This is a genomic window from Polaribacter sp. YIW18, from assembly GCF_057219325.1.
This window is the reverse complement of the sequence record NZ_JBXVVE010000001.1, coordinates 152034-165899: the sequence shown is the minus strand read 5'-3', so window position 1 is coordinate 165899 and position 13866 is coordinate 152034. Positions and strand designations below refer to the sequence as shown.

15 protein-coding genes are annotated in these 13866 nt (G+C 27.9%); 14 read left to right on the top strand and 1 reads right to left on the bottom strand.

Annotated features, from left to right (window positions below):
* Positions 1–19: 19 nt before the first annotated feature.
* Positions 20–205 carry a YgaP family membrane protein gene (locus AC2D6T_RS00610; protein ID WP_298946034.1) on the top strand — a complete coding sequence of 62 codons (186 nt, stop codon included), beginning with the start codon at positions 20–22 and terminating at the stop codon, positions 203–205.
* Between the two features lie 204 nt (positions 206–409).
* Here the strand turns inward: AC2D6T_RS00610 and AC2D6T_RS00605 are convergent, their stop codons facing one another.
* Positions 410–1588: an acyl-CoA dehydrogenase family protein gene (locus tag AC2D6T_RS00605; protein ID WP_484680106.1), complete on the bottom strand. Its 1179-nt coding sequence runs from the start codon at positions 1586–1588 to the stop codon at positions 410–412.
* A gap of 162 nt (positions 1589–1750) precedes the next feature.
* Here AC2D6T_RS00605 and rnpA point away from each other — a divergent pair, with 162 nt between their 5' ends.
* The 13 genes from rnpA to AC2D6T_RS00540 all read left to right on the top strand — a co-directional run bounded on the left by rnpA (position 1751) and on the right by AC2D6T_RS00540 (position 13853).
* Positions 1751–2149, top strand: a complete 399-nt coding sequence (rnpA, locus tag AC2D6T_RS00600; RefSeq protein WP_298946030.1) for a ribonuclease P protein component — start codon at positions 1751–1753, stop codon at positions 2147–2149.
* The gene (locus AC2D6T_RS00595) at positions 2130–3761 is read left to right on the top strand and encodes a S41 family peptidase (RefSeq protein ID WP_484680105.1); all 1632 of its coding nucleotides are present in this window, start codon (positions 2130–2132) and stop codon (positions 3759–3761) included. The genes rnpA and AC2D6T_RS00595 overlap by 20 nt, the downstream gene beginning before the upstream one ends.
* A gap of 27 nt (positions 3762–3788) precedes the next feature.
* On the top strand, positions 3789–5471 hold the full coding sequence (locus AC2D6T_RS00590) for a DUF6909 family protein (RefSeq protein WP_484680104.1): 1683 nt from the start codon (positions 3789–3791) through the stop codon (positions 5469–5471).
* A gap of 33 nt (positions 5472–5504) precedes the next feature.
* A complete protein-coding gene (locus AC2D6T_RS00585; RefSeq protein ID WP_484680103.1) occupies positions 5505–6542 on the top strand; it encodes a hypothetical protein in 1038 nt (345 codons plus the stop codon).
* 2 nt (positions 6543–6544) lie between these two features.
* Positions 6545–7552 (top strand): dTDP-glucose 4,6-dehydratase, encoded by a 1008-nt coding sequence (gene rfbB / locus AC2D6T_RS00580; RefSeq protein WP_484680102.1) that lies wholly within the window; start codon positions 6545–6547, stop codon positions 7550–7552.
* Position 7553: 1 nt separating this feature from the next.
* Positions 7554–8408: a glucose-1-phosphate thymidylyltransferase RfbA gene (rfbA, locus tag AC2D6T_RS00575; protein WP_484680101.1), complete on the top strand. Its 855-nt coding sequence runs from the start codon at positions 7554–7556 to the stop codon at positions 8406–8408.
* Entirely contained in the window at positions 8408–8962 is a 555-nt protein-coding gene (rfbC, locus tag AC2D6T_RS00570) for a dTDP-4-dehydrorhamnose 3,5-epimerase (RefSeq protein WP_484680100.1), read from the top strand. Before rfbA ends, rfbC begins: the two co-directional genes overlap by 1 nt.
* A gap of 100 nt (positions 8963–9062) precedes the next feature.
* Positions 9063–9458 (top strand): hypothetical protein, encoded by a 396-nt coding sequence (locus AC2D6T_RS00565; protein WP_484680099.1) that lies wholly within the window; start codon positions 9063–9065, stop codon positions 9456–9458.
* A 171-nt stretch (positions 9459–9629) separates the two neighbouring features.
* A complete protein-coding gene (locus AC2D6T_RS00560) occupies positions 9630–9842 on the top strand; it encodes a hypothetical protein (RefSeq protein ID WP_484680098.1) in 213 nt (70 codons plus the stop codon).
* 241 nt (positions 9843–10083) lie between these two features.
* Positions 10084–10380 carry a T9SS type B sorting domain-containing protein gene (locus tag AC2D6T_RS00555; protein WP_484680097.1) on the top strand — a complete coding sequence of 99 codons (297 nt, stop codon included), beginning with the start codon at positions 10084–10086 and terminating at the stop codon, positions 10378–10380.
* Between the two features lie 6 nt (positions 10381–10386).
* Positions 10387–11343, top strand: coding sequence for a PorP/SprF family type IX secretion system membrane protein (locus AC2D6T_RS00550; protein WP_484680096.1), 957 nt, complete (start codon positions 10387–10389; stop codon positions 11341–11343).
* Positions 11344–11593: 250 nt separating this feature from the next.
* Complete coding sequence (locus AC2D6T_RS00545; protein ID WP_484680095.1) at positions 11594–12928, top strand: lipopolysaccharide biosynthesis protein; 1335 nt, start codon at positions 11594–11596, stop codon at positions 12926–12928.
* Entirely contained in the window at positions 12903–13853 is a 951-nt protein-coding gene (locus AC2D6T_RS00540) for a hypothetical protein (RefSeq protein WP_484680094.1), read from the top strand. Before AC2D6T_RS00545 ends, AC2D6T_RS00540 begins: the two co-directional genes overlap by 26 nt.
* The last annotated feature ends 13 nt before the right edge of the window (positions 13854–13866 follow it).

Below are 13866 nucleotides of genomic sequence, written 5' to 3'. Positions count from 1 at the left end.
TTATTAAAAAAATAAGAAAATGTTAAATACGTATTTTAGAGTAATAGTAGGGTTTATGGTTTTATTAATGGTAAGTTTATCTTACTATGTAAGTATAAATTGGTTGTGGTTTGGTGTCTTTATTGGTATAAATATGATACAATCTGCCTTTACAAAATGGTGTTTGTTAGAAACGATATTATTAAAATTAGGTATCAAAAAATAAAAATTTTCCCTAATTAAAAAAAGAGGTTCTCTTCATTTTTAGAAGAAACCTCTTTTTAGTTTATACCAATTCTAATCGCTTAAAAACTTCACATAATTAACTTTTTTAGGGTGAAAAAGATTTCAAATTTTAGGTTATCAGTAGAATCTAAGAATACGTTTTAGAAAAAAGAATTCTACTTATTGTTAAAAAAAGAGAAGTTTATTACTTAAATGCATTTAATCCAGTAATATCTAAACCCGTAATTAATAAATGAATATCATGTGTGCCTTCGTAGGTAATTACACTTTCTAAATTCATCATATGTCGCATGATGGAGTATTCCCCAGTAATTCCCATTCCACCTAAGATTTGTCTTGCTTCTCTTGCAATTTTAATAGCCATTTCTACGTTGTTTCGTTTCGCCATAGATATTTGAGCAGAAGTTGCTTTGTCATCATTTTTTAAAGTACCTAACCTCCATGCTAATAATTGTGCTTTGGTAATTTCGGTAATCATTTCTGCTAATTTTTTTTGTTGCAATTGAAACTGACCAATAGGTTTGCCAAATTGTTTTCGTTCTTTTACGTAACGCAAAGCTGTATCATAACAATCCATAGCAGCACCAATGGCACCCCAAGCAATGCCATATCTTGCAGAGTCTAAACAACCTAAAGGCGCTCCCAAACCAGATTTATTAGGGAGTAAGTTTTCTTTAGGCACTTTTACATTATCAAAAATTAACTCACCAGTTGCAGAAGCACGCAAAGACCATTTGTTGTGGGTTTCTGGAGTAGTAAAACCTTTCATACCACGTTCTAAAATTAAACCGTGAATTCTACCTTCTTCATTTTTAGCCCACACGACAGCAACTTGTGCAAAAGGCGCATTAGAAATCCACATTTTTGCACCATTTAATAGATAATGGTCACCTTTATCTTTAAAGTTGGTTTCCATTCCACCAGGATTAGACCCATGATTGGGTTCAGTTAAACCAAAACAACCCATCCACTCACCAGAAGCTAACTTTGGTAAATATTTTTTACGCTGTGCTTCTGTACCATAGTTAAAAATAGGATACATTACTAAAGAAGATTGTACAGAAGCTGTAGACCGCACACCAGAATCTCCACGTTCTATTTCTTGCATAAGTAATCCGTAAGAAATTTGATCTAAACCAGCGCCACCATATTCCTCAGGAATGTAAGAACCAAATGCGCCAATTTCTGCCAAACCATTAATAATCTGTGTTGGAAATTCTGCTTTTTGAGCATACTTTTCGATAATTGGAGAAACATCACGTTTTACCCAATCTCTTGCAGCTGTTCTAATCAACTTGTGTTCTTCAGTTAGTAAATCATCAATATTATAATAGTCTGGTGCTTTAAATAAGTCTGGTTTCATATAAAAATGTGTAATTTTAAACAAATTTAACTATAATTGTTGTATTATAAACAAATATATATTAAAATTAAAAACTAATAACTAATTAAAAATACGGATCTTTTTTAAAGTTAGTACCCAGTAATTGTTAAAAAGTTGCTATTTTCTATTAAGTTTGTAATAATGAAATACACTTTAGGGAAACAAGAACGTTTAAAGCGTAGAAAGCTGATAGAAAAATTATATAGTGAAGGAAAATCTGTTAAGAGTTTTCCTTTAAGAATGATGTATTTACAAACACAACATACATCAGATTTTCCATGTCAGGTAGGGGTTTCTGTTCCCAAAAGAAATTTTAAGTTGGCAGTTAGTAGAAATCGTATAAAGCGTCTTTTAAGAGAAAGTTACCGTTTGCAAAAAGAAATTGTTTATAATAATTTAGAAGAACCTTATGTATTTATGATTTCGTATATTGGAAAAGAAGAACCAGTTTATGAAGAGGTATTTTTAAAAATGCAAAAATTATTAAACTTGTTTGTAGAAAAAACAAAAGAAATAAAAAATGAAGAAATTACTAGTTAACAAAAAAGTAGTTATTCTACTTTTAGTAGGTACTTTACTTTTAACATATTCCTTTCAATCTAAATTTTTTGAAGTTGCAAAACAAATAGAAATTTACAATACGCTGTTTAAGGAGTTAAACATGTATTATGTAGACGAAATTAATCCTGCAGAGTTAACCAATAAAGCTATTAAAAATACTTTAAAAGATTTAGACCCATACACCAATTTTTACAACGAGCAAGATGTTGAAACTGCAAGAATAAGAAGAGCAGGAGAATATGGTGGAATTGGCGTGTCTGTATATTATTCAAAAAAAGGAATTGAGTTACAAGAAATATACAAAGGTTTTTCTGCTGATAAAGCCGGTTTAAAAGCAGGTGATGTTATTATTTCTGTGGATAATCAATCTATAAAAAATATGGAAAGAGACCAATTATCTATGTTTTTAAAAGGAACACCAAACAGTAAATTTTCGGTTGAAGTAGATAGACAAGGTACTATTTTAACAAAGGAAATTACTAGGGATAAAGTAATTGTAAATCCTGTACCTTTTGCAGAAATGATTGATGATGAAACGGGTTACATTACCTTAACAAGATTTAATGAAAAAGCATCTTCTGAAGTAAAAAAAGCCTATAAAAAATTAAAAAAACTAGGTATGAAAAAATTGGTTTTCGACCTTCGCTCTAACCCTGGAGGTTCTTTGTTAGAATCTATAAGAATTTCTAATTTTTTTTTACCAAAAGGCAAAACCATTGTTACAACAAAAGCTAAAATTAAAAAGTGGAGTAACACTTATAAAACACAAAACGAACCTTTAGATTTACAAATCCCTATAGTTGTTTTAATTAACGAACGTTCTGCATCTGCATCTGAAATTGTAAGTGGTTCTTTACAAGATTATGATAGAGCTGTACTTTTAGGTAAACGCTCTTTTGGTAAAGGTTTGGTGCAACGTTACAGAGACTTAATGTATGGGACTCAACTAAAACTAACCATTTCTAAATACTACACTCCAAGTGGTAGATGTATTCAAGAATTAGATTATACAAATAGAGATGATCAAGGTCATATCCCTAAATTTTCAGACAGAGGTGTAAATGCCTTTAAAACTCAAAATGGAAGAACTGTTTACGATGGAGGAGGGGTTAAGCCAGATATTGAAATGAACACAACTAACAGAAATAAAACTACAGAATCGTTGTTGCAGTCTAGAGCCGTTTTTAACTATGTAACTCGTTACTATTACAACAATAAAGATTTTAAAGATTTTGAAAATTTTGAATTTAAAAATAGCGATTTTAAAGATTTTACCAAATATTTAAAAACAGACACCACTTTTGTAACCGAGCAAGAAGCCTTGTTTAAAAAAGCTTATTTAGCCTCTCATAATAGTAATATTTCATCAGAATATAATGCTATAAAAGAACAATTATATAAAGATAAAATCGATAAAATTTCTAAAAATAAAGATATTATTTCTGAGATTTTAAAAATTAAAATTTTAGAAAGATATCTCTATAAAGAAGGTGTTTATAAATACAATTTAACTAAGGATAAAGTTATCGCAAATGCGGTTAGTTTATTAAAAGATAATAAACAGTATTACAAAATTTTATCAGGTAAATAATTTTAAATTTGTCTAGCAAAATAAACAATGTCAGAAATTAAAAAATTAGCAAGAACAAGAGCACAAGAATCTACCAATGCCATAGAAAAATTATATATTTCTATGCGTCATTTATTTAGTAGAGGTTTTTACAAACCTATGGGTGTTTCTGGCGAAACACTAAGAAAATCTTTATTACTTTTAAGACCCGAAATTTATGGTTCTATTGCAGAAGATATAATAGAATTAAATGGCTTAACGTATGTAATAGAAAGACTTCCTAAAGGCATAGAAGAATGTCAATACATAAATTTAACTGCAGATGAAGGCTATAAAAATTCTCACTTTGAAGCCATTATACCTCCTAAAAGAAGAAGAAATTGCTATAGAATAGATAAAGATCAAATGAATATTGAGATTACCAGAGGAAGATCTGAAATCTATGATATTTTAACGCACTTAACGTTTCTTTTTATAGAATCTCATAAAATTCAGGAAAGAGTAACCTTAAATGAGGGTGAAGATTTTACAAGAGAGTGGAAACATTTAGAGGATATTGTACTACATCAAAAACAAATTTCAGAAAAAGAAAGAGAAGTAACCCTTGTACATTTAGGTAATATTTTAGGAAGGTCTTTTGATGAAGTTTTAACCATTTATAAAACATTTGCCACTAAAGAAAATCCAGATCGTTTTTTTCAATTGATATTTTGGTTGGGTAAATTAGCCATCAACGAAGTATTAGAAAACAAAAAAAGAACAGTAATTTTTAGTTCTATTTTGGTACAAGAAATTGGGCATCATATTTATGGAGAAATCTGGGCAAATAATATTAAAAAGGTTCTAAAAAATAATCATTTATTAGAAAGACCTATTCATATTATAAGTGCAAACATGCACAGTGTATTAAATTCTGTATATGCAAAAAGTGCATTACCAGAAGAAGCAAAAAACTTAAAAGGATTTGAAATTTATCAATTACTAAGCAACGAAAATAGCAAACCAATACAAAAAAAAGTAAAAGATTTTGCCACTAAAAATGGACTGATTTATATTAAAGATACATCAGGTACTAACATAAACGTACAAATAATAGATACAGCTAAAATAAATTTTGATATTTTAACGTTCTCTAAAAAAGCAAATGCTAAAGAAAATCCAGTAATTATAGTAATGGATTATGCTTTTGGCGAACAAGCTTACGAAACTATGGATGAGTTATTAAAACCATATACTTGTGATAAAAACACAAAAACACATTTAGATGTAAAGTCAATTTCTATTATGGGTAAAGCCGGTATTTTAGAGGGTGGTAAAGGAGATATTATGATTCCATCTGCTCATATTTTTGAAGGTACAGCAGACAATTATCCGTTTAAAAACCAATTAAAAAAAGAAGATTTAGAAGGTTTTGGTGTAAAATCTTTTGATGGTTCTATGATTTCAGTTCTAGGAACATCACTTCAAAATAAAGATTTATTAAAGTTTTTTCACGATTCTACTTGGAATGTCATTGGTTTAGAAATGGAAGGTGCACATTACCAAAAAGCCATACAATCTGCATCAAGAATTAGAGGTAATATTTCTGAAAACGTACAAGTGCGTTATGCCTATTACGCATCCGATAACCCTTTAGAAACAGGGGCTACTTTAGCTTCTGGAGGTTTAGGTATGACAGGAGTTACACCAACTTATGCCATAACCCAAAAAATATTAGAACAAATTTTTTAATAGTAAACATAGATATTATAACCAAACAACCATATGTCAACAAGTCATAATAACAACGAAGAAGAAGTAGATTTAGGATCTTTATTTAAAATTATTGGTAAAGGTTTTCAAAACCTTTTTAATTTTATTGGAAATATTTTTAAAGGTATTTTTCATTTTTTTATTTCCATTTTAATTTTCTTAAAAGATAATATTGTAAAAATAGGGATTGCAGCTTTTATAGGTTTTGCTATTGGTGTGTTTATCCAAGTAAAATCTGCAGATAAATATGAATCTCAAATGTTGGTACAACCCAACTTTAAAAGTGCCAATCAGTTGTATAATAATATTAGTTATTATAACGATTTGGTAAAACAAAAAGATACAGCTAATATTCAAAAAACATTTAAGATAGATAAAGAAACAGCAGCTTCTTTAAAAAAGTTTACAATAGAACCTATCATAAATGAGAATGATATCATTAACTCCTACAACGAATTTATTTTAGATGTAGATACAACTACTGTAAAAAGTTACAATTTTGAAGATTTTAAAGCTTCATTCTCACTTTTGGATTACAAAATTCATAAAGTAAATGTGGTGTCAGAAAAAAGTGATGTTTTTGATAAATTAGATGAGGTTATTTTATCATCAGTAATAAAAAACAAATATTTTAATAGAGTAAAAGAGTTAACCAACGAAAACTTAAATAGAACAGATTCTTTATTGCGTACTAATTTAGCTCAAATAGACTCTTTAAGAGTTGTATATATGAAGGTTATGTTAGAAGAGGCAAAAAAACAAAATAGTGGAACTAGCATAGATTTAGGGGGGAAAATGAGAACAACCAAAGAACTAGAGTTGTTTGAAACTAACAGAAAAATAAACGAAGAGTTAGAAGATATTGTAAAAGATAAATCCGAAAAATATGAGGTAATTAATGTAATTTCTAACTTTCAACCTATCGGTTCAGAAATAAAGGGAGTAACTAGAAATATTGCTTTTCAGTTGTCGGTTTTAGGCGCATTAGCAATGATTTTTATTCTATTACTAATAAAGATAAATTCTTATTTAAATAATTATAAAAAGTAAGAATGCAAACAATTTTAATTACTGGAGGTGCAGGTTTTATTGGATCCAATTTTATTACATACTTTATAGAAAATAATAAAGAAATTCATGTAGTAAATTTAGATTTGCTCACCTATGCCGGTAATTTAGAGCATTTAAAAGAATTAGATAATCATCCAAGATATACTTTTTTTGAAGGAGACATTTGCAAGAGGGATTTAGTTGAAAATTTATTTAAAGAATATAATTTTTCTGGAGTAATTCATTTTGCAGCAGAATCTCATGTAGATAATTCCATTAAAAATCCAGATGCATTTGTAAAAACCAATGTTTTTGGCACTTTTACGTTGTTAGATGTTGCAAAAAATTATTGGATGAATGCTCCTTTTGAATACAAAGAAGGATATGAAAATGCAAGATTTCATCATATTTCAACAGATGAGGTTTATGGTACACTAGGCGCCAAGGGTTTGTTTACAGAAACCACACCTTATGCACCAAACAGTCCTTACAGTGCTTCAAAAGCGTCTTCAGACTTTTTAATAAGAAGTTATTTTCATACGTATGGAATGAATGTAGTAACCACCAATTGCTCAAACAATTATGGCCCAAAGCAACATGATGAAAAGTTGATACCAACCATTATTAGAAAAGCAATTTCTGGTGAAAATATTCCTATTTATGGGGATGGAAAAAACATTAGAGATTGGTTATACGTGCTAGATCATTGTACAGGTATTGAGTTGGTTTATAAAAATGGAAAATTTGGAGAAACTTATAATATTGGTGGCAAAAACGAGCGTAATAACTTATATATTGCCAATAAAATTTGTGAGATTTTAGATGAAATTTATCCAAAGAAAAACTCTTACAAAAATCAAATTAGTTTTGTAAAAGACAGACCTGGTCATGATTTTAGATACGCCATAGATGCCTCTAAAGTAGAAAATGAATTGGGTTGGAAAGCCGCAGAAAATTTCGAATCTGGAATTTTAAAAACCATACAATGGTATTTAAAAAAATACAATTAATATGAAAGGAATAGTTTTAGCAGGAGGTTCTGGCACAAGATTATATCCACTAACTTTAGCTGTTAGCAAACAGTTAATGCCCGTGTATGATAAACCCATGATTTATTATCCAATTGCTACTTTAATTTCTGCTGGAATTAGAGAAATATTAATTATTTCTACACCACAAGATATACCATTGTTTCAAAAATTATTAGGAGATGGAAGTAAAATAGGTTGTAGTTTTCAGTATGAAGTTCAAGAAAACCCAAATGGTTTAGCAGAAGCGTTTATTATTGGTGAAAAGTTTATTAGTTCTGATAAAGTTGCCTTAATATTGGGCGATAATATTTTTTATGGATCAGGTTTAGCAGATCTTTTAAAATCAAATAACAATCCAGATGGTGGTATTGTATATGCATATCACGTAAATGATCCAGAAAGATATGGGGTTGTAGAATTTGATGAACATAATAAAGCCATTTCTATTGAAGAAAAACCAGAACATCCAAAATCTAATTATGCAGTTCCTGGAATCTATTTTTATGATAATGAAGTGGTAGCCATTGCAAAAAACATTCAACCCAGCAAAAGAGGCGAATTAGAAATTACAGAAGTAAATAATGTATATCTAAAAAAAGGAAAACTTTCTGTAGAAATTTTAGATAGAGGTACAGCATGGTTAGATACAGGTACATTTAACTCTTTAATGCAAGCTGGTCAATTTGTACAAGTAATAGAAGAAAGACAAGGTTTAAAAGTAGGATCTATAGAAGAAGCAGCTTTTAGAGCAGGTTTTATCAACAAAGAAGAAATGATGGCACTCTCAGAACCCTTATTAAAAAGTGGATATTCTAAAAATTTGTATAAAATATAATGAAAGTTACAGAAACATTTTTAAAGGGTTGTTTTGTAATAGAACCAACCGTTTTTGGAGATAAAAGAGGAAGTTTTTTCGAGGTTTTTAATCAGAAAGTATTTGAAGAAAAAACAGGATTAGAATTAGACTTTGTACAAGATAATCAGTCTATATCTCAAAAAGGAGTTTTAAGAGGTTTGCACTTGCAAAAAAAACAATTTGCACAAGCCAAATTAGTAAGAGTTATACAAGGCAAAGTTTTAGATGTAGCTGTAGATGTTAGAAAAGATTCTGCAACTTTTGGAAAACATTTTTCAATAGAACTTTCAGGAGAAAATAACAAGCAATTGTTTGTGCCAAGAGGATTTTTACATGGTTTTGCTACTTTAGAAGATAATACCATAGTTTCTTATAAATGCGATAATTATTACCATAAAGAATCAGAAATGGGTGTTATTTATAGCGACTCATTTTTAAATATAGATTGGCAAATAAAAACAAAAAATAGTATTGTGTCAGATAAAGACCAATTATTACCTACTTTTTTAGATTTTAAAAATCAAATTTCTTAATTAATTTAAAATCAGAGATAAAGAAACTCGTAAAAATTATTTTTTTATAAAAAAAATTGTATTTTTAATTAATATAATCCCCTAGCATTAAGTAAAATTAATGCTTATAAATAGAATAATTATTAAAAAAAGAGCCCCCCTAACTTTTTTATTAATTTTCAGTACATTAATATTATTTTCTCAAAACTTAGAGAAACCAATACTTAATTACACCTACGCATGTGCTTCAAATAGTTTCAATATTTTTGAAGTAGAAATAGCATACAATACAACAGTATTTAATAATGACAATACTTTTTCTGTAGAATTGTCTGATCAAAATGGAAACTTCTCCTCTCCAACAGTTGTAAAAATAATTTCAGATCAAAACTCTTCTTTTAAATTTAAAACTAATTTTCAATTACCAACAAGTGTTTATGGTACTGGATATAAATTAAGAGTAGTTTCATCATCACCAGAAAAAATAAGCCCTAAGTCAGATTCTTTTGAGGCTTAATATATAACATCTGAGCAACTTATTTTAAATAATTATACAGACGTACTTTTATGCAAAGGAGCTAGTAAAGAACTTAAATTAAATATTCAAAATGCAGCTCAATATCAGTGGTATAAAAACGGTTTAAAGTTTTACTTAGGAGGACCAAATTTAACCGTAACTGAACCTGGATTGTATTACAGTGAAATTTATTATGGTTCTTGTTTTGCTGCTGTAGTTTCTAATATTGTAGAAGTTTCTGTACTTCCTGGAATTGATGCAAGCATTAAAGGAGGTACTGTTGTAGAACTTTGTACAAGTTCTAATTATACACTAGAGGCATCAGAAAACAATCCAAATTATACTTATACTTGGTTTAAAAACAATGTAAAAATATATCATTAAAGCTACACATAACAATGGTTGTTCAGATACTACAGAGATAGAAGTTGACAAAATAGACCCATTAGAGTTAACAATAGATACAAGTACAAAAAATAAATTAATTGCCAATTCTTTTGGAGGCACTGCACCTTACAGTTTCAGTATAAATGGAGGAGATTTTACTTGGGAAAATACATTTACAATTAATGTAATAAGAACTTATACCATTACTGTTAGAGATTCTAATAATTGTGAAATTTCAATGTCTGTAGAAGGTGTTTATATAGATATTTTTATTCCAAATTTTTTCACACCAAATAATAATAACGAAAATGATTTTTGGTACCCAGAAAGGGTGGAAGATTATCATGAAATTGAAGTTTCCATTTACGATAGATATAGTAGGCTTTTAAAAGAATTTAAGGGAGTTCAAAAAGGTTGGGATGGTATTTACAATGGTAAACCAATGCCTACAGGAGATTATTGGTATGTTGTTTATTACAAAGATATCCTTGGAGAAAAGCAAAAATTAATAGGAAACTTTAAACTTTACAGATAAATCTTTATGAAAAAAATATATATACTAGTTGTTTGTATAATAACTAATTTAGGTCTTTTTGCACAAGAAAATAATTTACCTCAGTATTTAAATTACATGGGCGATAATCCTTTTGTAATAACACCTGCTTACGCAGGAATTGGCTCTGGATTAAGAATTAGAGTCAATGGAATGTCTCAATGGTTGGGTGTAAAAAATGCACCAGATACACAATCATTTTCTATAGAAAACAGAATTGGAGATCGCTTTGGAGCAGGTTTAGTGGTTTTTAATGATAGAAATGGGAACACAACACAACAAGGAGCAAAACTTACTTTTGCAAGCCATTTAACGTTAAGTAGGTTTAACGATAGTTTTTTCTCTTTTGGTTTTACGTACAGTTACAATATGTTTAGAATTGATACAGGTAATTTTTCAGGTCCAGATTCTTCTGTTGTAGATAATAGAAGTGTAAATTCTTCAAATTTCGATTTGAGTTTTCTCTATCGTTTTAATCATTATGGAATTAGTGTTAATATTTCTAATCTCTTAGATAAAGATAAAGATACGTTTACAAATGGAGAGCCTTTAGTATTAAGAATATATTCGGTTTTTAACTACTACATCTTTAATAAATTTTCTGCAAATTATGAGTTAGAGCCATCATTTTTAGTAGAATATTTTGAGTCAGACAAAAGATCTAGAACAGATTTTAATTTAAAACTAAGAAAAAAAACACATGATGGTTACATGTGGGTAGGGTTAAGTTATAATTTTTTAAATGACCAATTTTTGAATCCAAATAGTGTAGCACCAATTGTTGGTTTAAAAAAAGGGAATTTTTATGCTTCTTATGGTTTTGGAATTAATACCAATAAAACCCAAGCTTTTAATGTAGGTTCTCATATGATTACTATAGGTTTTGATTTTGTAAGAAGTGCAAGTGCAGCTAGATGTACTCAAAAATATTATATCTTTCAGTAAATACTTATTCTTACTGGTCATTAATTTTTTAAAATTCTATGAATAAACTTTTTTTAAAAATGTGCTGTTTAAGTTATTTTTAATCAAAGTTCATTTTCATTTTAGAACTCCACATATAAAAACTACTTTTGTCTAAATTGCATGAAATTTTTTTGTATTGTTATCGTTTTTTTAGTGATAGTATAAAAAAATAAAAAAGAGTAATTATATAAAAGAATATAAAAACAAGGTTTAGTATTCCAAAAAATTAATGGATAGAAAAAAAATTATTCAGCATAATGTTTCGTTAGGTTTTATATTTAAAATATTAAATATGGCAATTGTTTACCTAACAATTCCTTTTCTTCTAAGCTACTTAGGTAAAGCTAATTATGGTATTTGGGTAACAATTTTTTCTATAGTAAATATTTTATTTTTTGTTGATGCAGGTATAGCAAACGGATTAAAAACAAAATTAACAGAAGCAATTAGCAATAAGAAACTTTTACTAGCAAAAGAGTATATATCAACTGCGTTAGTAATAATTATTGGGATTTCTATTTTTTTTTTAATCATAGGTGTACTAATTATTAATAGTGTTAATTTAACTAGTTTGTTAAATGTAGAAAATATAATTTCAAGTAATAATTTGCAAGCTATTTTTTATGTAATACTCATATTTATAGTATCTAATTTTATTTTAAGTCTATACAAAGTTTTTTTCTATGCCATTCAAAAATCTGCAGTTGTAGAGTTTTCTATGTTTCTTTATCGTTTTGTGGTTTTTCTCTTAATTTATTATGCAATAGCTTATTCAGAATCTTCAATTTTAAATGTTGCATATATATATGGATTTACAAATCTTTTGGTAAGTCTCATTTTTAGTTTTGTGTTTTTCTACAACAGAAAAGAAATTTTACCATCAATTAAAAGTTTTGAGAGTAAAAGAATAAAAGACTTAATGGGTTTAAGTATTCGATTTTTTGTTATACAAATTTGTATGATTGTTATTTTTATAACAGATAATATTATTATAAGTAATTTATTAGGTCCAGAAGAAGTAACGAATTACGATATTATTTTCAAGTTATTTCAAGTTATAATAACCATAGCAACTATTTTAATAGATCCATTTTGGTCTTTATTTACAGATGCATATCAGAAAAAAGATTATATCTGGATAAAGAAAACTTTAAAAAAGATAAACAAACTCTTTTTACTTGTTTTAATAGCAACAATTATATTAATTCTTTTAACTGATGGTATCGTTTCTATATGGATAGGTAAAGATTTTGAAGTAATCAAAACACTGACTTATTTTATGGGCTTATTTACCATAATAAGAATTTTTCCTTTAATATACATGTATTTTTTAAATGCTATAGGACAAGTAAAGTTTCAAATGTATCTATTTATTTTTGGTGCTTTAATAAATATACCTATTTCAGTTTTTTTCGTAAAAAATTTAAATTTAGGAGTTTCTGGAGTTATTTTAGGCACATCAGCTAGTATAATTGCAATGGCTTTTTTACTACCTATACAAACCTATAATATCTTAAAAAAGGCATCCATAGAAAACAATGAAGTTAATACGTCAAAAATATAATTACCACGTTTCTCTAGATACTGTAGAAGAATTTGAAAAAATAATAGCTTCAGATAGCTGGGTCTTCACTAAAAATGAAAAGAATAAGTTTTTCTCGAAAATCCTATATAAGTTTTGGGATACTATAACAAAAACTAAAAAAAATCTAAGTTCAACTAAGGTTTCCAATTCAGAAATATTTGTAGTTCTTATGGGTACAGATTTTAGTAAGTGTTTACCCTTTTTTTTATCAAAAGCAAATAAGTATTTATATTTATTTGATGCTTGGCCAGATAAACATCAACAAATCATAAATTTTATAAATAGGTTTAAAGTAAAGTATTTATTTCTTACATCTTCTCAAGCAGTAAAAATTATCCAATCCAAAGTTCCAAATACAAAATGCTATTGGATTCCTGAAGGAATAAATCCATCTAAATACCAACATAAAATTTATAGAGAAAAAAATATAGATGTACTTGCATTAGGGAGAAAATACGATGTTTATCATAATAAGATAATTAATTATTTACAAAATAATAAGTATACATATTTATATGAAAAAAAAGAAGGTCAATTGGTTTTTCCAACACAAAAAGATTTTATAGAAGGTTTAGCGCAAACAAAAATATCTATTTGTATACCTTCAAACATTACCCATCCAAAACGATCTGGCAATATTGAAACCATGACAATTAGATATTTACAATCTATGTCATCTAAATGTCTTATTTTAGGTCATGCCCCAGAGGAAATGATTACTTTATTTGGCTATAATCCAGTTATAGAAATAGATAAAAAGAACCCTGAAGGCCAAATAATAGATATTTTAGAAAATTATTCAACATATCAACCTTTAATAGAAAAAAACTATAATTGCGTGTTAAAAAATCATACTTGGCAAAATAGGTGGAATTCGTTAAAGCAAATATTGAATGAGAAATAAAATTTGTTAGTAA